The sequence below is a fragment of the Pseudomonas sp. c313 genome, from assembly GCF_055407145.1.
Map to the genome: position 1 here is coordinate 168252 of NZ_JBUZRD010000001.1, position 22667 is coordinate 190918.

General features: G+C 59.8%; 19 protein-coding genes and 1 pseudogene. 11 read left to right on the forward strand and 9 right to left on the reverse strand.

Annotated elements, in window-relative coordinates; all coding sequences use genetic code 11:
• Nucleotides 1–81: 81 nt before the first annotated feature.
• Nucleotides 82–1539 carry a D-alanyl-D-alanine carboxypeptidase/D-alanyl-D-alanine endopeptidase gene (gene dacB / locus ACZRKZ_RS00845; RefSeq protein ID WP_463980443.1) on the forward strand — a complete coding sequence of 486 codons (1458 nt, stop codon included), beginning with the start codon at nucleotides 82–84 and terminating at the stop codon, nucleotides 1537–1539.
• On the opposite strand, the gene ACZRKZ_RS00850 is transcribed toward dacB, so the two are convergent.
• Complete coding sequence (locus ACZRKZ_RS00850) at nucleotides 1487–2404, reverse strand: helix-turn-helix domain-containing protein (RefSeq protein WP_463980444.1); 918 nt, start codon at nucleotides 2402–2404, stop codon at nucleotides 1487–1489. The two genes, dacB and ACZRKZ_RS00850, sit on opposite strands and share 53 nt — an antisense overlap.
• A 137-nt stretch (nucleotides 2405–2541) precedes the next feature.
• Between ACZRKZ_RS00850 and ACZRKZ_RS00855 the strand changes: the two genes are divergently transcribed.
• Nucleotides 2542–3441 carry a DMT family transporter gene (locus ACZRKZ_RS00855; RefSeq protein WP_463968048.1) on the forward strand — a complete coding sequence of 300 codons (900 nt, stop codon included), beginning with the start codon at nucleotides 2542–2544 and terminating at the stop codon, nucleotides 3439–3441.
• 65 nt (nucleotides 3442–3506) lie between these two features.
• Here ACZRKZ_RS00855 and norR read toward each other — a convergent pair whose 3' ends face one another.
• Complete coding sequence (gene norR, locus ACZRKZ_RS00860) at nucleotides 3507–5048, reverse strand: nitric oxide reductase transcriptional regulator NorR (protein ID WP_463980445.1); 1542 nt, start codon at nucleotides 5046–5048, stop codon at nucleotides 3507–3509.
• 155 nt (nucleotides 5049–5203) lie between these two features.
• Between norR and hmpA the strand changes: the two genes are divergently transcribed.
• The gene (gene hmpA, locus ACZRKZ_RS00865; RefSeq protein ID WP_463980446.1) at nucleotides 5204–6385 is read left to right on the forward strand and encodes an NO-inducible flavohemoprotein; all 1182 of its coding nucleotides are present in this window, start codon (nucleotides 5204–5206) and stop codon (nucleotides 6383–6385) included.
• A 168-nt stretch (nucleotides 6386–6553) separates the two neighbouring features.
• Nucleotides 6554–7060 (forward strand): disulfide bond formation protein B, encoded by a 507-nt coding sequence (locus ACZRKZ_RS00870; protein ID WP_463980447.1) that lies wholly within the window; start codon nucleotides 6554–6556, stop codon nucleotides 7058–7060.
• 557 nt (nucleotides 7061–7617) lie between these two features.
• Here the strand turns inward: ACZRKZ_RS00870 and ACZRKZ_RS00875 are convergent.
• Nucleotides 7618–7827 (reverse strand): annotated as a pseudogene (locus ACZRKZ_RS00875) (hypothetical protein).
• A gap of 27 nt (nucleotides 7828–7854) precedes the next feature.
• On the opposite strand from ACZRKZ_RS00875, the gene cyoA reads away from it, so the two are divergent.
• The 6 genes from cyoA (at nucleotide 7855) to ptaA (ending at nucleotide 13934) form a co-directional block, all read left to right on the forward strand.
• Nucleotides 7855–8793, forward strand: a complete 939-nt coding sequence (cyoA, locus tag ACZRKZ_RS00880) for a ubiquinol oxidase subunit II (protein WP_133102028.1) — start codon at nucleotides 7855–7857, stop codon at nucleotides 8791–8793.
• Nucleotides 8794–8796: 3 nt separating this feature from the next.
• Nucleotides 8797–10815 (forward strand): cytochrome o ubiquinol oxidase subunit I, encoded by a 2019-nt coding sequence (gene cyoB / locus ACZRKZ_RS00885; RefSeq protein ID WP_463980448.1) that lies wholly within the window; start codon nucleotides 8797–8799, stop codon nucleotides 10813–10815.
• 3 nt (nucleotides 10816–10818) lie between these two features.
• On the forward strand, nucleotides 10819–11445 hold the full coding sequence (locus tag ACZRKZ_RS00890; RefSeq protein ID WP_463968053.1) for a cytochrome o ubiquinol oxidase subunit III: 627 nt from the start codon (nucleotides 10819–10821) through the stop codon (nucleotides 11443–11445).
• Complete coding sequence (gene cyoD, locus ACZRKZ_RS00895; RefSeq protein WP_463968054.1) at nucleotides 11445–11789, forward strand: cytochrome o ubiquinol oxidase subunit IV; 345 nt, start codon at nucleotides 11445–11447, stop codon at nucleotides 11787–11789. Before ACZRKZ_RS00890 ends, cyoD begins: the two co-directional genes overlap by 1 nt.
• 11 nt (nucleotides 11790–11800) lie before the next feature.
• Nucleotides 11801–12688, forward strand: coding sequence for a heme o synthase (gene cyoE, locus ACZRKZ_RS00900; RefSeq protein ID WP_463968055.1), 888 nt, complete (start codon nucleotides 11801–11803; stop codon nucleotides 12686–12688).
• 154 nt (nucleotides 12689–12842) lie between these two features.
• Complete coding sequence (ptaA, locus tag ACZRKZ_RS00905; protein WP_463980449.1) at nucleotides 12843–13934, forward strand: pyoverdine biosynthesis transaminase PtaA; 1092 nt, start codon at nucleotides 12843–12845, stop codon at nucleotides 13932–13934.
• Nucleotides 13935–14044: 110 nt separating this feature from the next.
• Here the strand turns inward: ptaA and ACZRKZ_RS00910 are convergent, their stop codons facing one another.
• Entirely contained in the window at nucleotides 14045–14749 is a 705-nt protein-coding gene (locus tag ACZRKZ_RS00910; RefSeq protein ID WP_463968057.1) for a hypothetical protein, read from the reverse strand.
• 287 nt (nucleotides 14750–15036) lie between these two features.
• Between ACZRKZ_RS00910 and ACZRKZ_RS00915 the strand changes: the two genes are divergently transcribed.
• Nucleotides 15037–17061, forward strand: coding sequence for a c-type cytochrome (locus tag ACZRKZ_RS00915; protein WP_463980450.1), 2025 nt, complete (start codon nucleotides 15037–15039; stop codon nucleotides 17059–17061).
• Nucleotides 17062–17172: 111 nt separating this feature from the next.
• Here the strand turns inward: ACZRKZ_RS00915 and ACZRKZ_RS00920 are convergent, their stop codons facing one another.
• The 5 genes from ACZRKZ_RS00920 to ACZRKZ_RS00940 all read right to left on the reverse strand — a co-directional run bounded on the left by ACZRKZ_RS00920 (nucleotide 17173) and on the right by ACZRKZ_RS00940 (nucleotide 22607).
• The gene (locus ACZRKZ_RS00920; RefSeq protein ID WP_463980451.1) at nucleotides 17173–18480 is read right to left on the reverse strand and encodes an NAD(P)/FAD-dependent oxidoreductase; all 1308 of its coding nucleotides are present in this window, start codon (nucleotides 18478–18480) and stop codon (nucleotides 17173–17175) included.
• Nucleotides 18481–18579: 99 nt separating this feature from the next.
• A complete protein-coding gene (locus ACZRKZ_RS00925) occupies nucleotides 18580–19410 on the reverse strand; it encodes a transporter substrate-binding domain-containing protein (protein ID WP_463980452.1) in 831 nt (276 codons plus the stop codon).
• A 42-nt stretch (nucleotides 19411–19452) separates the two neighbouring features.
• Complete coding sequence (locus tag ACZRKZ_RS00930; protein WP_463980863.1) at nucleotides 19453–20181, reverse strand: amino acid ABC transporter ATP-binding protein; 729 nt, start codon at nucleotides 20179–20181, stop codon at nucleotides 19453–19455.
• A gap of 51 nt (nucleotides 20182–20232) precedes the next feature.
• Complete coding sequence (locus tag ACZRKZ_RS00935; protein WP_463968068.1) at nucleotides 20233–21207, reverse strand: amino acid ABC transporter permease; 975 nt, start codon at nucleotides 21205–21207, stop codon at nucleotides 20233–20235.
• A gap of 149 nt (nucleotides 21208–21356) precedes the next feature.
• Entirely contained in the window at nucleotides 21357–22607 is a 1251-nt protein-coding gene (locus ACZRKZ_RS00940) for a 2-aminoadipate transaminase (RefSeq protein WP_463980453.1), read from the reverse strand.
• Nucleotides 22608–22667 lie beyond the last annotated feature (60 nt).

A 22667-nucleotide genomic window follows, 5' to 3' on the forward strand; every position in this document is an offset into this window, starting at 1 on the left:
GACAACCTGTGGCGAGCGGGCTCGCCACAAGGTTGTTGAGCTGCTAGCGTGGCCGTTTTTGATGATGGTCGGGAAACACCAATGCAGTTGGGACGATGGATGCACGCCAGCAGCATGCTGGTGGGATTGAGCTTGCTGCTGGGCGGTTGCGCCACAGTGTCGAAACCTTTCACTGAGGAGGCGCTTGAGCAGTTGCTGGCCGATCCAGCGCTCAACGGCGCCACTGTCTCGTTGATGGTGCGCGATGCCCGCAGCGGCAACACGCTGTATCAGCACAACCCTCGCAGCCGGCTGACCCCGGCCTCCAGCCTCAAACTGCTGACTACGGCCGCGGCGATGGATGTCCTCGGTCCGCAGTATCGGTTTTCCACACAGCTATTAAGTAACGGCCGCCAACAGGGCGATCGCTTGAACGGCAATCTCTACCTGCGCGGCCTCGGCGACCCAACCATCCAGTGGGCCGATTACCAGGCCTTGGCCGCCAGCCTGGCCGGGCAGGGTATCAAGCAGATCCAGGGTGATCTGGTGTTCGACGACACCTGGTTCGACGCCGAGCGCCTGGGCACCGATTGGGCCAGTGACGATGAAGGCAAGTACTACGGCGCGCAGATTTCGGCGCTGACAGTGTCGCCCAATGCTGATTTTGATGCGGGTACCTTGATCATCACGGCCAAGGCGCCGATAGCGCTCGGCCAACCAGTGACCGTCGCTATCAGCCCGTCTACCGATTACGTACAGATCAACAACCTTGCGGTCAGCGGATCGGGTAACAGCTATGGCCTCAATCGCCAGCACGGCACCAACTTGCTACGTCTTGGTGGCGCACTGGCGCCAGGGAAACAACGTCGGCAATGGGTCAGCGTCTGGGAGCCGACGCAGTTGGTGGCCAATCTGTTTGAACGGGCGTTGGCGGAGCAGGGGATCACGGTCCAGGGCAAGCGCGTGATAGGCGCTGGCAGCCCGACGACAGCTACCGTTTTGGCGGTGCATGACTCGGCGCCGTTGCAGGAATTGATCAGGCCATTGCTCAAACTTTCCAACAACAGCATGTCCGAAGCACTGCTCAAGTCCATGGGCCGCAAGACTGCCAATATTGGCTCGGCGGCTGCGGGTGTGGTGGCGGTGGCGGACTTCCTGAAACGTCAGGGGCTGGACCCGACGACGTTGAATCAGGTCGACGGTTCGGGCCTGTCCCGGCGTAATCTGGTGTCGTCGCAGAGCCTTACCGACCTGTTGCTGGCCATGGGCAAACAGCCGTGGTTCGACGCCTGGTACAACGCGCTGCCCATCGCCGGCAGCCAGGATCGTATGACCGGCGGCAGTCTGCGTTATCGCTTGCGGGGCACTGCGGCGGACAACAACCTGCACGCCAAGACCGGCTCGATGGGCGCAGTGTCGTCGTTGACCGGCTACATCACTGATGTAGAAGGGCGGCGGTTGGTGTTTTCAATGGTGACCAACAATTATGTGGTCGATGGTGCGCGCATCAAAGCGTTGGAAGATCGACTGGCCGTCGCGCTGGCGCAGTGGTCGGATTGAACGCCTGGCGATATTCCCCCGGCGTCGCCGCCATGGCCTGGCGAAACCGATTGGTAAAGTGACTGGCACTGGAGAACCCGCAGGCCAGGGCAATTTCACCCAACGCCAGTGAACTGCTGCGCAGTAGCTCGCGGGCACGGCTCACGCGACGGGCCAGCAGGTACTGATGGGGCGGTAAGCCAAAGCTTGCGCGAAACATCCGTGCAAAGTGGTACTCCGACAACGCGCACAACCTCGCCAATTGCCCCAGGCTGATGGGCTCTGCCAGTTGATGCTCGATGTACTCGACCAACTGCCGACGCTGATGGGCGGCCAGCCCGCCTTTTAAGCGCAACCCATCCCGCAGGCCTACCTGGCTGAGCAAGGTGTGGCTGAGCATTTCATGGGCCAGGCTGCTGGTCAGCAGGCGTTCGGCGGGTTCCTGCCAGTTCAGGCTGATCAACTGGTGAAAGCGCTGAGCCTGGCGGGCATCTTCAAGAAAGGTGCTTTCGCGCAGTTGCAGTTCGCGGGGGTCGCGGTCCAGCAGGGTGACGCAGCCCAAGGCAAATTGCTCGGTGCTGAAATACACATGGGCCAGGCGAATCTCGCCGTTGATCACCCAGGCCGACTGGTGTTCGGCGGGCAGAATGCACAGCTTGTCGGGGCCGCCCTTGGTACCAGGCTGGTCACGGCGAAAGGTCCCGGTGCCACCGCCCACGTAGCAGGACAAGGTGTGATGGCTAGGGGCTTCATAGTTCTGGGAGTCGTGTTGGTTGCTCCACAAAGCCGCAGACAAGCCGTCACCGAGCTCGGCGCTCAGCTCAAGGCGAGCATTGGGCGAGCGGTTCAGGGCTTGAAAGACTTGCAGGGTTTCCAGTGGCGGCATATTCGTACTCTCTGACGACTCGCATCCTACTCCGGGCAGTTGGCGCTGTGATCCCGTCAGCCGACAAAAGCGCAAGAATGTGCAAGAGCTGCAGGTGCGCGCAGGGCGACACTGTGGCTCAACCACCGGAGCCCGCCATGAACCTTTCCCTGTATTTACTCACCGTGCTGATCTGGGGTACGACCTGGATCGCCCTCAAGCTGCAACTGGGCGTGGTGGCCATTCCCGTGTCCATCGTCTATCGCTTCGGCCTGGCGGCGCTGGTGTTGTTTGTGATGTTGCTGCTCAGTCGCAAACTGCAAGTCATGAACCGACGTGGGCACTTGATTTGCCTGGCCCAGGGCTTGTGCCTGTTTTGCGTCAACTTCATGTGCTTCCTGACGGCCAGCCAATGGATTCCCAGCGGCCTGGTGGCGGTGGTGTTTTCCACGGCGACCCTGTGGAACGCGCTGAACTCCCGGGTGTTTTTCGGCCAGAAAGTCGCCCGCAATGTGTTGATGGGGGGTGGTCTTGGTTTGCTGGGGCTGGGGTTGCTGTTCTGGCCGGAACTGGTGGGGCACACCGCCAGCCCGCAAACCTTGCTTGGCTTGGGGTTGGCGTTGTTGGGGACGATGTGTTTCTCGGCGGGCAATATGTTGTCGAGCCTGCAACAGAAGGCCGGGCTCAAGCCGCTGACCACCAACGCCTGGGGCATGGCTTATGGCGCTTCAATGCTGGCGATGTATTGCGTGGTCCAGGGCATTCCCTTTGATATGGAATGGAACACCCGTTATGTCGGTTCGCTGCTGTATCTGGTGATTCCGGGCTCGGTGATCGGCTTCACCGCCTACCTGACCCTGGTCGGCCGCATGGGGCCTGAGCGCGCGGCCTATTGCACGGTGCTGTTCCCGGTGGTGGCGCTGAACGTCTCGGCCTTTGTTGAAGGCTACCAGTGGACGGCCCCGGCGCTGGGCGGGTTGGTGCTGGTGATGTTGGGGAATGTGTTGGTGTTTCGTAAGCCAAAACCGGCGGTGATTGTCGCCAGGGCGGCAGCATAGATCGGACTTGTTGTGACGATCCGGCCAGCTCCCTTGCCACAAAGGCAGCATCGGCAATACGCGTTTTATTTCATCCCCAAGCGCTTGGCCATCCGTCCCAGGTTCGCCCGGTCCAACCCCAGTTCACGGGCGGCGCTGGCCCAGTTGTGCTGGTGGCGTTCCAGGCAGGCGCTGATGACCTGGCGTTGGTAGTTTTCGGTGGCCAGGCGCAGGTCACCGGTGACGTTCGGCACCTCTGGTTGTTCGTCGATCAGCGGCGCAGACACGTTCGGCAAGTCCAGATCCGCCGCGCTCAGGCTGAGAATTTTCGGCCGTTCCCGGCAGTTGCCCAAGGCCTTCAAGGCGCTGCGGCCGATCAGGTGTTCCAGTTCGCGCACATTGCCCGGCCAGGCATAGGCGACCAGCGCCGCCTGGGCATCGCTGGTCAGGCGCAGGCTGCCCAGGCCCATGCGTGAGCGGTTCTGCTCAAGGAAAAAACCGGCCAGCAGCAGCACATCACGACCACGCTCGCGCAGGGCCGGGACTTGCAGCGGGTACACGCTCAAACGGTGGTAGAAATCGGCACGGTAACGACCGTTGCGCACCTCTTCGGCAAGGTCGCGGTTGGTGGCGGCGATCAGGCGCACATCCACCTGATGCTCCTTGTCCGAGCCCAGGCGTTGCAACTGGCCGCTTTGCAGCACCCGCAGCAGCTTGGCCTGGACCGTCAGCGATAATTCGCCCACTTCATCGAGAAACAGCGTGCCGCCATTGGCCAGTTCGAACTTGCCCCGGCGTTCGTTCAGCGCGCCGGTAAAGGCGCCGCGTACGTGGCCAAACAGCTCGCTTTCCACCAGTGTCTCCGGCAATGCCGCGCAGTTGAGGCTGATCAGTGGCTTCTCGGATCGCGAGGACGCGGCGTGGATGGCCTGGGCCACCAGCTCCTTGCCGACGCCGGTTTCACCGGTGATCAGCACCGTCAGGTCACTACCGCCCACCAGTTTGATTTCCTCTACCAGGCGCTTGTGGGTCTTGCTCTGGCCGATCATTTCCTTGTGCTGCTGGCCGCTGGCCTGGCGGTAGATCTCGGCGCGCTGGTGCTCGTCTTCGGCGCGCAAGGCCAGGCGTTCGATGCGTTCGGCGGCGTTGACCGTAGCAGCGGCGAGGCTGGCGAAGGCTTGCAGGGCGTCGAGGTCGACCCGCTCGAAACGCGACATGTCCAAGGCGTCGAGGGTCAATAGGCCCCAGGGCTGGTCATCGATAAACAGCGGGCAGCCCATGCAATCGTGGACTTCCAAGTGCCCGTGCAGGCCCTCCACCAGACCGTCGTAGGGGTCGGGCAGCTCGCTGTCGCTGTCGAAGCGGGTCGGGCCTGGGCTGCTCAACAGCACTTCAAAGCGCGGGTGTTCGCTGACCTTGAATCGTCGCCCCAAGGTGTCGGCGCTCAAGCCGTCCACCGCCAGCGGCACCAGCGATTCACCGTCCAGGCGCAGCAGGGCGGCGGCGTCGCACGGCAGCAGGGCGCGCATGGCTTGCAGCAGGCGGCGATAGCGTTCACCTTCGGGCAGTTCGCGGGACAGATCGGCGACCAGAGGCAACAGAGTGGTGAGCAGAGATTTCGCAGTCATAATGACTCCTTGTAGTCCTAATGACTATAAAGTGTTGGGAGTCATACTGACCACAAATAATTTAACTACTTGATATTTAACGATTTATTAGTTGGCACGAATACTGAGTAGTACAGGGTAATCAGTCAGAAGCCGAAAAAGCTCAGGAGTTTCTCATGCTTAGCGTTCAAGACCGCGCCATCGTCAAATCCACTGTACCGCTGCTGGAGAGTGGTGGCGAAGCCCTGATCACCCATTTCTACCGGATGATGTTGTCGGAGTATCCCGAAGTTCGTCCGTTGTTCAACCAGGCCCACCAGGTCAGCGGCGACCAGCCTCGCGCCCTGGCTAACGGTGTGCTGATGTACGCCCGGCATATCGACCAGTTGGACCAATTGGGCGACCTGGTGGCGAAGATCATCAACAAGCACGTGGCCCTGCAAATCCTCCCGGAACATTACCCGATTGTCGGCAGTTGCCTGCTGCGGGCGATTTCTGAAGTGTTGGGTGACGAGATTGCCACGCCTGAAGTGATGAGTGCCTGGGGCGCCGCTTACGGCCAACTGGCAGACATCCTGATCGGTGCCGAAGCCGCCATCTACGAAGAGAAGGCCCTGGCCCCCGGCGGCTGGCGCGGTGCGCGCTCGTTTACCCTGGTAAACCGCGTGGAGGAGAGCAGTGAAATCACCTCCTTCTATTTCGCACCTATGGATAAAGGTCCGATTCTAGCCGCCGAGCCTGGGCAATATATCGGCATGAAGCTGGCGCTGGAGGGTGAGGAAGTTCGACGTAACTACTCGCTGTCGGCCGGCACCGACTCGGGTCAGTACCGCATCAGCGTCAAGCGCGAAGCGGGTGGCCGAGTCTCCAACTACTTGCACGACCAGTTTCAGGTCGGTGCCGCGATCGAGCTGTTTGTGCCAGCGGGTGAGTTCACCCTGGTGGACAGTGACAAACCGCTGGTGCTGATCAGCGGCGGCGTTGGTATTACGCCAACCTTGCCGATGCTGGAAGCCGCGCTGGCAACCGAGCGCCCAGTGCACTTTATCCACTGCGCGCGCAATGGCGGCGTGCATGCATTTCGTGACTGGGTTGATGCGCTCGCCGCGCGTCATCCGCAACTCAAACGCTTCTATTGCTACGCCGAGGACGACGGCGTGAGCCCGGCGGCGGACAAGGTTGGGATGCTCAGCCAGGAACAACTGGCAGCATGGTTGCCTGAGCAGCGGGATGTGGATGCTTACTTCCTGGGTCCAAAAGGCTTTATGGCGGCGATCAAGGGCCACCTCAAGGCGTTGGGTGTGCCAGAGAAACAGAGCCGGTATGAGTTCTTCGGGCCGGCGTCGGCGCTGGAGTAATCCACACTTCCTTGCAGGAGCGAGCTTGCTCGCTCTTGCAGAGGCCTTATTAATCCGCCGTTAACTCCTTTCTGTTTAACCTCCTGACGCCTAGCCGCTCAACTTTCACGTCCTGCGTGTAAACTTGCGGCCATTGGCATAACCATCATTAGGCAAAGGGAAACGGGGATGAGTGACGAAATGCGATTGGGGCGTGAGCGGCGCGCTCTGGTGTTGCTGGGCATTATCTGCCTGGCGCTGATCGGCGGGGCGCTGTACATGCAGGTGGTGCTGGGCGAGGCGCCGTGCCCGCTGTGTATCCTGCAGCGCTATGCCTTTCTGTTGATTGCGATCTTTGCTTTTATCGGTGCCGCCATGCGCACCACCTCCAGCGTTACGGTGTTTGAAGTGCTGGTGGTCATCAGCGCCCTCGGTGGCGTCGCCGCAGCCGGGCATCATGTGTACACCCAGTTCTACCCGGCGATCAGTTGCGGCATCGATGTGCTGCAACCGATTGTCGACAGCTTGCCCCTGGCGACGATCTTCCCCCTGGGCTTCCAGGTCGACGGCTTCTGCAGCACGCCATACCCGCCGATTCTCGGCCTGTCCCTGCCCCAATGGGCACTGGTGGCCTTTGTGCTGACGGCGATCCTGGTGCCGCTGGGCATCTACCGCAATCGCCAGAGCAAAGCCTAACTAAGTCGTTACCCAAAACGCCCCGATCTTCTCCAGAGAAGGTCGGGGCGTTTTTGTGTGCGGTGATTTTTGTGAAAGTGCCGTGACGTCGGACAAGGTTAGGCGGCCATCATGTGCGACATGTTGTCACACTGAAGCTGCCGCAGGACCTTTTCTACCCCTTGGGCAGCGCCTTAAATGACGGCCGATTTGACAAATAGGCCTGTCAGTTCATCGTTCGGGCAACGCCGCGCTCCATCTGCCGTCCACGAGATTGCGCGATGTCTGAATGCCTTGTTTTTAGCGGGCTTGGATGGGTTTTACGCACCCATCAAAGAGCGCGGGATGCGACAGGATGGCCAATAACACGGCACTTTTTGTGGTTTTTGTTGAGAATTAAACGCGATACGATCCTGAATCTTGGCAACAATGGTGCAAGATTATTGCTGGAAATGATAAAAATTATTTCTGGATAAGACATGGTTTATACATCGCTAGCTAACTACAATCGCCCGCACTGAATGTCCGGTGCTGCTCATCCCTGAGCGCATAAGGGCGGTCGAGGAGCGTTTTTTGCTTCATGCGACCCCGGGTGCCGGCAACCTTTCTACTATCCGCACCAAATGGAATTGGTCTGCAAAGGCCTTTGACCACGAATTCGAATAAGAACTCACCGCTAGTCCTGGACGTGTCAAACCCATAGCTGCGCCGGGCAGGCCCTTATTCAATCGAAGAGAAATGCCAACCCTTGGCAGGGTGAAGTGTTGGCGATCAAAACCCAACTGCATTGCGCAAGCTGCTTTAGAGGTCGTGAGATGAGTAAAAACAGGTACACCCGATTACTAGGCTTATTGCCGCTGGCCGGCATGTTATTGCTGGGAGGCTGCAAGTGGACCTTGCTCGATCCCAAGGGCCAGGTCGGTCTGGAACAACGCAACCTGATCATCACCGCCACCTTGCTGATGTTGTTGGTCGTGGTACCGGTGATCGTGATGACCTTCGCGTTTGCCTGGAAATACCGCGCGTCCAATACCAAGGCCACCTACGCGCCGAAGTGGTCGCACTCCACCAAGATTGAAATCGCGGTGTGGGCTGTTCCGGTACTCATCATCATTGCCCTGGGTTACATCACCTACACGTCGACCCACGCCCTGGACCCGTACCGTCCGCTGGAATCCGACGTCAAGCCAATCACCATTGAAGTGGTCGCGCTGGATTGGAAGTGGCTGTTCATCTATCCAGAGCAAGGGATCGCCACGGTCAACAAGATCGTCTTCCCGGCCAATACGCCAATCAACTTCAAAGTGACCTCCGATTCGGTGATGAACTCGTTCTTCATCCCGGGCCTGGGTGGCCAGATCTACGCGATGGCCGGCATGCAGACCAAGTTGCACCTGATTGCCAACGAGAACACCGAGCTTGAAGGTATCTCCGCCAACTACAGTGGCGCGGGCTTTACCGGCATGAAATTCAAAGCGATTGCAACGTCCGAGGCTGATTTCAACGCCTGGGTCGCTGAAGTCAAAAGCTCACCTAAACAGCTTGAAAAAGCTGAGTACGAAGCTCTTGCCAAACAAAGCCAGAACAACCCTGTAGAGCTGTACTCCTCGTTCACGCCGGACCTGTTCCAGAACATCATCAATAAGTATGAAGGGATGAAACCAGGCAAACCGGTCAAGCATGAGAAGAAAGAAGTGGCTGCTACAGAAGTGATGGACACGAGCTCGCATTCAGCCGCCGGGGCAGAGGAGTAAACAATGTTTGGTAAATTAAGTTGGGAAGCGGTCCCGTTCCACGAGCCGATTGTGATGGTGACCATTGCCATGATCGCGCTGGGTGGTCTGGCGCTGTTTGCGGCACTCACCTACTTCAAGAAATGGACCTATTTGTGGACCGAGTGGCTGACATCGGTCGACCACAAGAAAATCGGCGTGATGTACATCATCGTCGCCATGGTCATGCTGCTGCGCGGTTTTGCCGACGCCATCATGATGCGTACCCAGCTGGCCATGGCCACCGAGGGTTCGCCTGGCTACCTGCCGCCTGAACACTATGACCAGATCTTCACCGCCCACGGTGTGATCATGATCATCTTCATGGCGATGCCATTCTTCACCGGCCTGATGAACCTGGCAGTGCCGCTGCAGATTGGTGCCCGTGACGTTGCCTACCCGTTCCTGAACTCCCTGAGCTTCTGGCTGCTGGTATCCGGCGTGATACTGATCAACCTGTCCCTGGGCGTCGGCGAATTCGCCAAGACCGGTTGGGTTGCTTATCCGCCGTTGTCGGGGCTGCAATACAGTCCGGGCGTGGGGATGGACTACTACATCTGGGCGCTACAGCTATCAGGACTTGGGACGACACTGACGGGGGTCAACTTCCTGGCCACCGTCTTGAAAATGCGTACCCCTGGCATGAAGCTGATGGACATGCCGATCTTCACCTGGACCTGCACCTGGGCCAACGTGTTGATCGTGGCCTCGTTCCCGATCCTCACCGCTACCCTGGCACTGCTGACGCTTGACCGTTACATGGATTTCCACATTTTCACCAATGAACTTGGTGGCAATCCAATGATGTACGTCAACCTGTTCTGGGCCTGGGGTCACCCCGAGGTGTACATCCTGATTCTGCCGGCGTTCGGGATCTTCTCCGAAGTCATCTCGACCTTCTCCGGCAAGCGTCTGTTCGGCCACCACTCGATGATCTACGCCTCTGGCGCGATCTCGGTACTGGGCTTCATGGTTTGGCTGCACCACTTCTTCACCATGGGTTCGGGGGCCAGCGTCAACGCCTTCTTCGGCCTGGCGACGATGCTGATTTCGATCCCGACGGGGGTGAAGCTATTTAACTGGCTATTCACCATCTATCACGGCCGTCTGCGTATCACCAGCCAGGTTCTGTGGACCCTGGGCTTTATGGTGACCTTCGCCATCGGCGGCATGACCGGCGTACTGCTGGCCATCCCGGGTGCTGACTTCGTGCTGCACAACAGCCTGTTCGTGATCGCTCACTTCCACAACGTGATCATCGGCGGTGCTGTATTCGGTTACATCGCTGGTTTCAGCTACTACTTCCCGAAAGCGTTCGGCTTCAAGCTGCACGAAGGTTGGGGCAAGGCTGCATTCTGGTTCTGGATCACCGGCTTCTTCGTCGCATTCATGCCGCTCTATGCACTGGGCTTCATGGGCATGACTCGTCGTCTGAACGCCACCACCAACCCTGATTGGGTGCCGTACCTGTACGTCGCCATGTTCGGTGCGGTGATGATCGCTTTTGGTATCGCCTGCCAGTTGATCCAGCTGTATGTCAGCATCCGTGACCGCAAGCAGAACGCCTGCGACTCCGGCGATCCATGGAACGGCCACACCCTGGAATGGTCGACCTCGTCGCCACCGCCGTTCTACAACTTTGCCGTGCTGCCGAAAGCTGAATGCATCGACCCGTTCACCGAAGCCAAGGAAGACGGTACCGCGTACCAGAAACCTGCTCGCTACGAGCCGATCCACATGCCTAACAACACCGCGACCGGTGTGGTCATGGGCGCACTGTTGACGGTGTTTGGTTTCGCGATGATCTGGCACATCTGGTGGCTGGCGATCATTAGCCTGGTCGCAACCATTGGCTATTTCGTGATCCATGCTGCCCGTGATGATCAAGGCTACATGGTGCCGGTCGAGGTGATCGAACGCATCGAAGCCGAGCAGCACGCTCGCCTGGTAGCCGAGAAGAAGATCCCGGCCAACCGTGTTGAAACCTCGCTGGAACAGGCTTAAACCATGTCGAACTTAGTGACCAATGCTGGACACGCCCATGTCGATGACCATGGGCACGATGACCACCACCACGATTCGAGCGAGACAACCGTCTTTGGTTTCTGGCTCTACCTGATGACCGACTGCATTTTGTTTGCGTCGATCTTCGCGGTGTACGCGGTACTGGTAAACAACGTAGCGGGTGGCCCGTCGGGCCACGACATCTTCGAACTGCCTTACGTGCTGGGCGAAACCGCCTTGCTGTTGTTCAGTTCGATCACCTACGGCTTCGCTATGCTGGCGTTCTTCCGGGGCAACAAGAAGCAGGTCCTGGTCTGGCTGGGCCTGACCTTCCTGCTCGGCCTGGGCTTCATCGGCATGGAGATCAACGAGTTCCACCTGCTGATCTCCGAAGGCTACGGGCCTAGCCGCTCAGGCTTCCTGTCCGCGTTCTTCACCCTGGTCGGTACCCACGGTCTGCACGTGACCAGCGGTCTGATCTGGATGGCGATCATGATGTACCAGGTGCAGAAAAACGGCCTGACCACCACCAACAAGACCCGCCTGACCTGCCTGAGCCTGTTCTGGCACTTCCTGGACGTGGTCTGGATCTGCGTCTTCACCGTTGTCTACCTGATGGGGACTCTGTAATGGCTAATGCTCACTCTCATGATGCCCAGAACAGCCATGATGCTGGCCACGGCAGCGTAAAGTCGTACGCCATTGGTTTCATCCTGTCGGTGATCCTGACGATCATCCCGTTCGGCCTGGTGATGTACCCAACCCTGCCGAAATCCATAACCCTGATGATCGTCCTGGCATTTGCGGTGATTCAGGTTGTGGTTCACCTGGTGTACTTCCTGCACCTGGACCGTTCCGAGGCCCAGCGTGACAACGTGATTGCGTTTGTCTTCGCAGCCATGGTGATCGTCCTGCTGGTTGGCCTGTCGTTGTGGATCATGTTCAGCATCCACACCTACATGATGGCGAAGTGAGGTAAGACCCGATGTCGCTTAAGCACTTTATCCAAATCACCAAACCGGGGATCATTTTCGGTAACGTGCTTTCTGTGGCAGGCGGCTTCTTCCTGGCCTCCAAGGGGCATGTCGATCTAGCCATTTTCCTGGCGGCAATGATCGGCACTTCCCTGGTGGTTGCATCCGGTTGCGTGTTCAACAACTGCATCGACCGCGACATCGACCTGAAGATGGAACGCACCAAGAATCGCGCGCTGGTCCAGGGCCTTATCTCCCTGAAACTGGCACTGATCTTCGCGACCGTCCTGGGCATTGCCGGTGTGGTGCTGTTGTACACGGTGGCCAATCCGCTGGCGGCGCTGTTTGCCGTGATCGGCTTTGTCATCTACGTCGGCTTCTACAGCCTGTACTTCAAGCGCAAGTCGGTTCACGGCACGTTGGTGGGCAGTCTGTCGGGGGCGATGCCGCCAGTGATTGGTTATGTGGCTGTGACCAATAGCTTCGACATGGCCGCGCTGGTGCTGCTGGTGATGTTCAGCCTGTGGCAGATGCCGCACTCTTATGCCATTGCGATCTTTCGCTTCAACGACTACCGGGCGGCCTCGATTCCGGTATTGCCGGTCAAGCGTGGCATCCGCGTAGCGAAGAAACACATCCTGCTCTACATCCTGGCCTTCCTCGTGGCGACCTTGATGTTGACCTTCAGTGGCTACGCCGGCATGAGCTACCTCGCCGTCGCTGCCGCCATGGGCATGTACTGGTTGTACATGGCCTGGACCGGCTACAAGGCGGTGGACGACACCGTCTGGGCGCGCAAGCTGTTCGTCTTCTCGATCTTTACCATCACTGCGTTGAGCGTGATGATGTCCCTGGATTTCCAGGTGCCTAAAGAGTTGTTGCTGACTTACGCGCACTGAGTGGTACTGCTGTGAAAAAGCCCCGCCTTCTGTGTGAAGTGCGGGGCTTTTTGTTGGCTGGGTAAATCCCCCGGCTTTTTTCTCGTCATACCCAACTGTATAAGCTGTTGTGAATCCCTCACCTGAACCCGCGAGCTGGCAAGGAGTAGTCACCATGGTCAACGTGAGTCGTCGTTCCCTGATCGCGCTGGGCGCGGCTCTGCCGTTGCTGGGGCGGCTGGATTGGGCGGTGGCGAGCCCAGCGGTCCCGACGTCCGACAAGGTGCTGCTCAACTACAATGAAAGTCCCTATGGTCCATCGCCAGCCGCGCGCGCGGCGATGCAGCTTGGGGTTGGCGGGTCGGGTCGTTATCCCTACAAGGATATGTACGCGTTGGCCGAAGTGTTTGCCAATCAGCACGGTATTTTAGACGAGCACGTGATGGTCTGTGCCGGGTCCATGGCCGCTTTGCGCTACGCGGTACTGGCGTTTACCAGCGAAACCCGCGGCGTGGTGATGGCGACGCCTTCCTATGAAGTACCGCGCCAGGCTGCCGAAACGCGCAAGGCACCGGTCTACGAAGTGCCGCTGACGGCCGACCATGCCCATGACATTTCCGCCATGCTCGCCGCCGACCCGAAGCCCGGCGTGATCTACCTCTGCAACCCCAACAATCCCACCGGCACGCTGACGCCGACCAAGGCCATCGAGCACGCGTTGGCGAGCAAACCCAAGGGCAGCATCCTGGTGGTGGACGAGGCTTACATCGATTTCTGCGACGCGCCCAGCTGTGTGTCCTGGGTCAAGGACCACGACGATCTGCTGGTGCTGCGCACCTTCTCGAAAATCTACGGCATGGCCGGTGCGCGCTTGGGCCTGGCGATCGGGCAGCCGGTGCTGCTGGAGCAGTTGGAAGCTTTCGGCGGCCACAACGTCCCGGCGGCCTCCAGCCTGCTGGGCGGCCGTGCCAGCCTCGAAGAACCCTCGTTGGTGCCCGAACGCAAGGCGCTCAACACCCTGGTGCGCGATGAGACCGTGGCCTGGCTGAAGGCTCGAGGATTCACGTGCACGGCGTCCCACAGCAATTGCTTCATGATCGACGTGGGCCGCCCAGCTGAGCAGGTCATCGAGCGGCTTGCCGCGCAAAACGTCATGATTGGCCGGGTCTTTAGCTCCTGGCCGAATTGGGTGCGGGTGACCGTGGGCAACGCCGGGGAGATGCAGCGATTTCGTGAAGCGTTTGCGGCGCAGGTGAGCTTTTTGTAGGCGCGAGCTTGCTCGCGAAAAACCTGAGAACGCCGCGTTAAACCAGGCACGCTGCGTTATCGTTGACGGTTTTCGCGAGCAAGTTTACTCCAAGGGGAGCAGGCCCGGAGTTACTGCTGGGCGATGCTATACCCATCAAACGCCGTCTGCTGCTGCAGCGCGCTGATGATATTTTTACGGGTCAACGGCTGCTCGGCACCGGCGTTATCCACAAAGGTCTCAACGTCCAGCTCCGCTTCATCGCCTTCACCGACAAAGGTGAACCCCAGGAACTCAAACGCCTCGCGGTCGACACTCGGCTTGGAGCGCGGCGCGCGCAGTGGCAAGGTGACGCTAATGCCGTCCTTGCTGATGGTGAACACTTCGACGTCCTTCTTCGCCCGTGCGGCCTTGCCTTTGCCGGCGCTCGGGTTGCTGATGGCCTGGTGGGTCTGGTTCAGCACCTTGAGGGCCAGGCCGTAGACCAGCTCCTGAAACTCGGGGTCGTCCTTGAAGCTGGACAGGATGCGGCTGATGGAAAACTTGCTGTTCAGGTCTTCCAGGGCGGCGTTGTCGGCGGCCTCGGCATCCTTGAGCTGCTTGAGTTCACCCATCAGGTCGTAAGCCTTGTCATCGTCGAAGGCATCGTGAGCCTGACGGATGGCAATGCGCAACTCGCGGATCTGGTCGCTTTCCTTGGAGGTGTGGAACGCGTCCAGCACCATTTCACTGATGCTCTTGGCTGCCGGCAGGTGCTGTGAAAGATTGATGGCGTTTTCGTATTCAGCTTTGGACTGCAAGGTGACTACGGATTCTTCGGTACGGGAATCAGACATTGAAATTTCACTACTTCAGTAAACGGGGAGACGGGAAAAACGTCGGGCATTTTCAGGGGGGAGGGGGATCAGGTCAAGGCAGGATACTGAAGGGAAAAAGCGGCACATCAGGATTTTTATCTTTTCTCTCGGCCCTGATCCACATCAAAGGGCCTCCTCGAAAAATCCGCTACAACTAAGCTGGGGCTGACCATGCCCCGGTTGTCGGCCTGATGACCTCATAAAAACGATTGCAGACCTGTACCCAGGGGCCAACCCCCGGGCCAGGTTATTAAAGGAATAATGCGATGGCCTTTTCCCTGTCACGTCTGGCCCTGATGGGGGCGACGTTTTGTCTGGCTCTTCCCCTATACGCCAACGAACCTGATACCGCTCTGATCGAACACGGCAAATACGTCGCGCAATTGGGCGACTGCATCGCCTGCCACACCGCCAAACAAGGCGCGGTGATGGCCGGCGGGCTGGAGCTGAGCACGCCGATGGGCACGATTTACTCCAGCAATATCACCCCGGACCGCGAGACCGGGATCGGTCAGTATTCTTTCGAACAATTTGACCGGGTCATGCGCGAAGGCGTGACCCCGGCCGGCATGAACCTGTACCCGGCAATGCCATACCCGTCCTACGCGAAGATGAGCGAAGGCGACATGCGCGCCTTATTCGCCTACCTGATGCAGGACGTGAAACCGGTGCGCCAGGCCAACCTGGACGCCGAGATGGGTTTCCCGTTCAACCAGCGCTGGGGCCTGGCGTTGTGGAATTTGGTCTTTCTCGACAGCCAGCCGTTTGAGGCCAATCCGGCCCAGGATGAAGTGCTTAACCGTGGCGCCTACCTGGTCCAGGGCCTGGGGCATTGCGGCTCGTGCCACACCCCACGCGGCATCGCCTTCCAGGAAAAAGCCATGAGCGATGCCGGCCGCAGCGGCCTGCATTACCTGGCCGGGGAAACCGTCGAGCATTGGCGGGCCCTGAGCCTGCGCAACCTGTGGACCGTGGAAGACACTGTGCAACTGCTCAAGACCGGGCAGAACCGCTTTGCTACCGTCTCCGGCAACATGGCCGATGTGATTCACCACAGCACCCAGCATTTCAGCGACGCTGACCTGACAGCAATTGCTACCTACCTCAAATCCCTGCCGCCGGGCAAAGACGACCTGCCGATGCCTACCGTGGCGCAGGCGCCCGCCGTACCGCCCAAAGACCTGTTCACCAGTCGTGGCGGCCTGGGCTACATGCAGTTTTGCAGTGATTGCCACCGCAGTGACGGCGGCGGCGTGAAGGGTCTGTTCCCGCCCCTGGCCGGCAACCCAAGCGTGGCCTCCAGCAACCCGACCTCGCTGTTGCACATCACTCTTACCGGTTGGGAAACGGCCGAAACCGCGACCCATCCACGGGTCTATACCATGCCGGGCTTTGCCCGTCTGGCCGACGAGGAAATCGCTGAAATCCTCAGCTTCGTGCGCACCCGCTGGGGTAACGAGGGCTCGCTGATCAGCGCCGCCCAGGTCAAGACAATGCGCGACCAACTCAACCCGGTCAGTACCGATTCCTCGATCTTTGAAACCCCGCGCCTGGCCAACCTGCTGGTGGCGCCGAACGCCGACCAAGTGGTGCGCGGCATGCGCCTGCACCTGCAAACCAAGGAGCTGCTGCCGGACAACGTCGGTAACTCGCTGAACTGCACCAGTTGCCATCTCAACGCCGGCACCGTGGCGGACGGTTCGCCCTTTGTTGGTGTCTCGGCGTTTTTCCCCGGCTACGCGCCGCGTGCCGGTAAGGTGGTGAGCCTGGAAGAGCGCATCAATGGCTGCTTCCGTCGCTCGATGAATGGCAAGCCCGTGCCGCCGCAATCGGCGGATATGCAGGCGATGGTTGCCTACTTTGACTGGATGAAAAACAACACCCGCCCCGAAGACAAAGTCGCCGGGCGCGGCGTGGGCAAGATCGACCCGGCCATCAAGCCGGACCTGGCCAATGGCAAGCAGGTCTACGCCAAGCAATGCGCGGTGTGCCACGGCGATAACGGCGAAGGCCTGGCCCGCGCCGACGGCACCTTGGTGTACCCGCCATTGTGGGGTGATCAATCCTTCAACATCGGTGCCGGCATGGCCCGCACTTACACCGCGGCGGCGTTCGTCAAACGCAACATGCCGATAGGTTTTCACGAGAAATTCCCGTTGGGGCAGGGCGGTTTGTCGGATCAGGAAGCGGTGGATGTCGCGGCGTACTTCTCCGGCCAACCGCGCCCGGACTTCCCGGACAAGGTGAAAGACTGGCCGAACGGCGGCAAGCCGGTGGATGCGCGGTACTAGGGGCTTTTACTTAAGCCGAGCGCCTTGCACAAATAGGTGAGGATTAAATGTAGGCGCTGTCTCGCTAAAGCTCGACAGCTCCCACACTGGGTCTGCGTCGTAGGCCAAATATCATTCCTTGCTGAGCGGCTGCGAGGCATTGCGCAACTTCTCCTGCACAAAATCCATCACCTTCAACGACCGGTAGATGGCATTTGCCGCGAGCAGCCCGAACGGCCCGCCGTTCCAGTCCAGCAGGTAGGGTTTGAACAACTCATGGCGGGTGCTTTCGCCGCACACCGCTTCGGCGATCACTCGCCCGCCGATGGAGCCGGTGTTCAGGCCATGGCCACCAAACGAGGTGCAGGCCCACACGCCGGGTTCCAGCAGCCCCAGGTTGGGCATTTTGTGGGTGGCGTAACCCATCAGGCCTGACCAGGCCAGTTCGATCGTTACCGCTGCCAATTGTGGATAAACCGAGACCATGTCGGCCTTGAGCATGGTTGCCAGGGCTTTTTCGTTCTGTTCGTTGCGGGTGGTGATACGCCCGCCCCACAGCAGGCGGTCGCCTTCGACGACGCGGTAATAGTCCGAGGCGCGCCGGTCGTCGGAGAACGCGGCGCTGGAGTCGAGGACGTTTTTGATGCTGTCGCCCAAGTGCTCCGTCAGCACCACATAGGTGGCGATGGGCAGGTAGGCGCGGTTGAGTTTTTGCAACTCCGGGCCGCCGTAGCCACCGGCGCAGAACACCAGGTCCTTGCAGCACACCGTGCCCTCGGCGGTCTGTACGATGCGGTCGCTGCCTTCGCGGTGCCAGGCGAGCATTTTTGATTGTTCGAAGATGCGCCCGCCGGCTGTTTCGATGGCTTGGGCCAGGCCCAGGCAATAATTTAACGGGTGAAAGTGCAGGGCCTTGGGGTCTTCGATGCCCTGGAAATAACGTTGGGTGTGGGCCCGTTCACGCACCTGGCGGGTGTCGAGGTAGTTGAGTTCGTAGCTGAAATCCCGACGCATGCTTTCGATATGGTTTTTCACGCCAGCGCTGTCGTCGTAGCGCTTGACCCGAATGGTGCCGGGCGCAGGATCGCAACCGGGGAGCGCCAGGTTGGCGATGTTGTCGCGCACGACCTCGACGCCTTCCACCGAGAGGTTGAACAAGGCCTTGGCTTGTTGCAGCCCGAGCTTTTTGCCGATCGCCGCCGACCCTTCGGCCCAGCCTGGTGAGACCACACCGCCATTGCGCCCGGACGCGCCCCAGGCGATGTGATGGGCGTCGAGAAGGATCACTCGTTTACCGCGCCGGGTCAGCTCCAGCGCAGCGGTGAGCCCAGCGATACCGGCGCCAATGATGCACACATCGCAGGTTTCATCGGCGCCCAGGCTGGGGCGGGTGGTGCGTGGGAGCGAGGTTTGTGAATACCAGGTGGTGGGCATGGCCAATCCTTGAAAGTCTCTTTCTGTGAACACCGATCTCTGTGGCGAGCGGGCAAGCTCGCTCGCCACAACAACCGCCCACTCGCCATAGGGGTTCGGCAGGTGTTATTTGACGGTGGAGTAGTCGACGCCATACCACTTGGTCGACAGCTTGGTCAGTGTGCCGTCCGTATGCATCGCCCCAATGACTTCGGCGAGTTTGGCCGTAAGCTCCGGGTCACCCTTGTCGGTGGCAATCGCCAGCGGCTCGTAGAACACCACGCCGTCGACAGCCTTGAGCGGGTAGTTTTTCTTGATGGCTGCTTCCAGGGTGCTGCGCTGGGTGAGGATCGCGTCCAGGCGCACACCGTCCCCCAAACGCAGGTCGTCCAGAGGCGCCAGGGAGCCGGCGTAAGTGCGCAGTTCGCCGGCCTTGATGTCGCAGGAGGCGGGCGGGATGTCGCTGGTTTCGATCGCCAGCGCCTGGTTCAGGCAGTCCTCGGAGGTGGTGCCGCCTTCCACGCCAATCTTCTTGCCGTTGAGGGCCTGGCGGTCGGTGACGGTCGATTTGTTATGCACCGCGAACACATAAGGCACGTAGTAATAAGTGGCCGGGAAGTCGAGAATCCTCGCGCGGCTTTTGGTGGCGGTCATGGAACCCACCGACATGTCCCAGCGCCCGTTCCACTTGCCGGCGGTGATCACGTCCCAGTCTGGGGTGATGAACTTGACCTCAACCCCCAGGCGCTTGGCGATCTCCTTGGAGACGTCAATGTCGAAACCGTCGATCTCATTCTTGTCGTTGATAAAACCCTGGGGTGGCCAGATGGCCGACGTCGCCACGGTCATGGTTTTGCTGCTTTGGATTTTGTCGAGGACGGCACCGGCGTTGGCCGTGCCGACGAACAGCAGCGACAGGGTTGCGGCCAGGGTGATTACGCGTTGTTTGCTGAGCATGTCCATCTCCACGTCTGGTTATTGTTATGGGTAAAGCGGCACTCAGTGACCGATGATTTGCGAGAGGAATTTCTGCGCTCGCTCGGTCTGGGGGTTGTTGAAAAACTCGGCGGGGGTGGCTTGTTCGATGACCTGGCCCTGGTCCATAAACAGCACGCGGTCGGCGACCTTGCTGGCAAAGCCCATCTCGTGGGTCACGCAGATCATGGTCATGCCATCGGTGGCCAACTCGCCCATTACCTCCAGCACTTCGTGGACCATCTCCGGGTCCAGGGCCGAGGTGGGCTCGTCGAACAGCATCACCTTGGGTTTCATGCACAGCGCACGGGCAATCGCCACCCGTTGCTGTTGGCCGCCCGATAACTGGGAAGGGTACTTGTGGGCATGCTCGGCGATGCGCACTCGTTCGAGGTAAACCTGGGCACGTTTTTTTGCCTCTGCCGAGGACACGCCTTGCACCAGTTGCGGGGCCAGGGTCAGGTTGTCCAGCACGCTGAGGTGCGGGAACAGGTTGAAACTCTGGAACACCATGCCGATTTCCCGGCGCACGGCACTGACACTTTCCGCTTCGCTGGTGAGGTGGATACCGTTGACCTGGATCTGGCCTTTCTGGAAGTTTTCCAGGTGATTGATGCAGCGAATCATCGTCGACTTGCCCGAGCCGGACGGCCCGCACACCACCAGGATTTCGCCAGCGGCGACACTCAGGTCGACATCACGCAAGGCGTGGAAATTGCCATACCACTTGTTCAGGCCGCTGATGGCAATCATCGACGGGGCGACTGCCGCTTGTTTGCTGATAGGAACGTGACTGGTCATGGCTCAACCCCTCGCAGTGGATCGGTTGACCCGTTTTTCGATCCGCGCCTGCACCCGTTCAAGGATGAACGACAGCGCCCAGTAAATCATCGCGGCGGTGATTAGCATTTCCAGGTGGCGGAAGTCGGCGCGGCCTTGGGTCTTGGCCAGGTACATCAGCTCCCAGACACCGATCACAGATACCAGGGAACTGTCCTTGAGCATGGCGATGAACTGGTTACCGGTGGGTGGGATGATTACCCGCAAGGCCTGGGGCATGATCACCCGGCTCAGGGTTTTGAACGGGCTGATGCCCAGGGCACGCGAAGCCTCCCATTGGCCCACCGGAATACTCTGGATACCCGCGCGGAAAATCTCGGTCATGTAAGCGCCGTAGCACAGCGACAACGCCAGGATGCCGGCCGGCACCGCATCGACCACATAGCCCAGCTGCGGCAGCCCCAGGTAAATCAGGTAAATCTGGATCAGCAGCGGTACGCCGCGAAAGAACGAGGTGTAGAACGAGGCCAGGGCGTTGGCGATGCCGTTGTTCGACAGCTTGGCGACTGCGCCAATAAGGGCCAGGACGAAGGCAATCACGATGGCGATGGCGGAGATGTACAAGGTGGTGGCTGCGCCCTGGATGATCAGGAAACCGACCTTGTCGAGGATAAAACTGTAGGAGAGGTTGAACGTGTCGAAGAATGCCAGGAACAGAATCAGCAACTCGATCCAGACCACGGTGGTCTGCACCTTGAGCCTCAAGCGCCCGAGGACATGAAAGTTCAGTGTGCCGAGCACGGCAATCGCCAGGCCGATGGCGATGTTGCGCGCCGCCAGGCTGTCTGGAGCGTTGCCCAGCACTGGCTGCAAAAAATGGCTGAGGGCGCTGTTTCCCAGGTTCATCAGGTACGCGCCGAGGAACAGCACCACCGCTACGCCGAGCAGGAATCGAGGATCGTTGGACTTTTTCTTATAAATTATATTGTCGTGATACATGGATGCCTCTGGCTTGTCAGTGGTAATGATCTCGTCAGATAAAGGGGTGTCGGCCAGTATTGCCGGGCGAAATTGCCCACGACAAGCGACCATAATTCGTTATGTCAGTCCCTGAGGTCATCCTGGTGATGACCTCAGGGAGCGGTGAATCAGTCCAGTCTGGCCAGGCATGCCTCAAGGATATCCAGGCCTTCCTCCAGCACCTTTGCCTCGATGGTTAGCGGCGCCAACAGGCGGATGATGTGGCGGGATTTGCCGCTGGGCATCAGCAGCAAACCGGCGTCACGGGCCAGGGCCAGCAACTGGGTCAACTGTTTGGAGGCCGGTGTGCCGTCGGCGTTGGCCAGTTCGATACCGCGCATGGCACCGATACCGGTCAGGCGCCCCAGGTAGGGTGAAAGCTGGTTGGCGCGCCACGACTGATAGCGGCTGACAATCGCCTCTTCCTGCTGCGCCCCCCAGGCGTGCAGGTGTTCATCCGTCATCACGCCCAAGGTGGCCAATGCCGCCGCGCAGGCGATGGGGTTGCCGGAATAGGTGCCGCCCAGGCCGCCTTTGGGCAAGGTGTCGAGCAACGTTTTACGACCCACCACCGCCCCCAGCGGTACACCGCCGGCAATACTTTTACCCAGCAGGATCAGGTCCGGCTCGATGCCCAGCCGGGAAAAGGCGAAGCGCTGGCCGGTGCGACCAAAGCCGGACTGGATTTCATCGGCGATCAACAGGATGTTTTTCTCATCGCACAAGCGTCGCAGCGCCTGGGCGAACTCCACGTCGAGGGTCAGGAAGCCGGCTTCGCCCTGCACCGGTTCGATGATGAAACAGGCCACGTCGTCGACGTCTATTTCCACGCTGAACAAGCGGTCCATAGCCTTGAGCGCATCGCTGCAGGTGACGCCGTTGTCCTGGCTGGGATAGGGCAGGTGGTACACGGGGCCGGGCAGTACACCGACTTTTTGTTTGTAGGGCGCGACCTTGCCGTTGAGATTGAGAGTGGCCAGGGTACGGCCGTGGAAAGCGCCATCAAAGGCGATGACCGCCGTGCGACCGGTGGCTCCACGGACGATTTTCAGCGCGTTCTCAGCCGCTTCCGCGCCGCTGTTGGTAAGCATGCCGCTGACCGGGTAACCCACCGGGATGAAGGCGGTGAGGCGATCCATCAGTTCGATATAGGGCGCGTGGGGGGCGGCGTTGAAGGCGTAGTGGGTGAGCTTGGTCGCTTGCTCGCGAATCGCCTCCACCACCGCCGGGTGGCAATGGCCCAGGTTGAGCACGCCGATACCGCCGACAAAGTCGATGTAGCGCTTGCCCTCGGTGTCCCAGACTTCGGCGTTTTTGCCATGGCTGAGGCTGATGGGGTGAACGATGGAAATCGACTGGCTGATGGTTTCGCGGCTCATGGATCTCGGACTCGGCAAGGGGTGCTTGCTTTTATCTAAGCCGCGAGACGCATTGCCCTG

What these genes read in the sequence shown, in the direction of transcription:
- dacB (WP_463980443.1), top strand. Translation starts at nt 82, where the DNA reads ATGCAGTTGGGACGATGGATGCACGCCAGCAGCATGCTGGTGGGATTG.
- ACZRKZ_RS00850 (WP_463980444.1), bottom strand. Translation starts at nt 2,404, where the DNA reads ATGCCGCCACTGGAAACCCTGCAAGTCTTTCAAGCCCTGAACCGCTCG.
- ACZRKZ_RS00855 (WP_463968048.1), top strand. Translation starts at nt 2,542, where the DNA reads ATGAACCTTTCCCTGTATTTACTCACCGTGCTGATCTGGGGTACGACC.
- norR (WP_463980445.1), bottom strand. Translation starts at nt 5,048, where the DNA reads ATGACTGCGAAATCTCTGCTCACCACTCTGTTGCCTCTGGTCGCCGAT.
- hmpA (WP_463980446.1), top strand. Translation starts at nt 5,204, where the DNA reads ATGCTTAGCGTTCAAGACCGCGCCATCGTCAAATCCACTGTACCGCTG.
- ACZRKZ_RS00870 (WP_463980447.1), top strand. Translation starts at nt 6,554, where the DNA reads ATGAGTGACGAAATGCGATTGGGGCGTGAGCGGCGCGCTCTGGTGTTG.
- cyoA (WP_133102028.1), top strand. Translation starts at nt 7,855, where the DNA reads ATGAGTAAAAACAGGTACACCCGATTACTAGGCTTATTGCCGCTGGCC.
- cyoB (WP_463980448.1), top strand. Translation starts at nt 8,797, where the DNA reads ATGTTTGGTAAATTAAGTTGGGAAGCGGTCCCGTTCCACGAGCCGATT.
- ACZRKZ_RS00890 (WP_463968053.1), top strand. Translation starts at nt 10,819, where the DNA reads ATGTCGAACTTAGTGACCAATGCTGGACACGCCCATGTCGATGACCAT.
- cyoD (WP_463968054.1), top strand. Translation starts at nt 11,445, where the DNA reads ATGGCTAATGCTCACTCTCATGATGCCCAGAACAGCCATGATGCTGGC.
- cyoE (WP_463968055.1), top strand. Translation starts at nt 11,801, where the DNA reads ATGTCGCTTAAGCACTTTATCCAAATCACCAAACCGGGGATCATTTTC.
- ptaA (WP_463980449.1), top strand. Translation starts at nt 12,843, where the DNA reads ATGGTCAACGTGAGTCGTCGTTCCCTGATCGCGCTGGGCGCGGCTCTG.
- ACZRKZ_RS00910 (WP_463968057.1), bottom strand. Translation starts at nt 14,749, where the DNA reads ATGTCTGATTCCCGTACCGAAGAATCCGTAGTCACCTTGCAGTCCAAA.
- ACZRKZ_RS00915 (WP_463980450.1), top strand. Translation starts at nt 15,037, where the DNA reads ATGGCCTTTTCCCTGTCACGTCTGGCCCTGATGGGGGCGACGTTTTGT.
- ACZRKZ_RS00925 (WP_463980452.1), bottom strand. Translation starts at nt 19,410, where the DNA reads ATGCTCAGCAAACAACGCGTAATCACCCTGGCCGCAACCCTGTCGCTG.
- ACZRKZ_RS00930 (WP_463980863.1), bottom strand. Translation starts at nt 20,181, where the DNA reads ATGATTGCCATCAGCGGCCTGAACAAGTGGTATGGCAATTTCCACGCC.
- ACZRKZ_RS00935 (WP_463968068.1), bottom strand. Translation starts at nt 21,207, where the DNA reads ATGTATCACGACAATATAATTTATAAGAAAAAGTCCAACGATCCTCGA.
- ACZRKZ_RS00940 (WP_463980453.1), bottom strand. Translation starts at nt 22,607, where the DNA reads ATGAGCCGCGAAACCATCAGCCAGTCGATTTCCATCGTTCACCCCATC.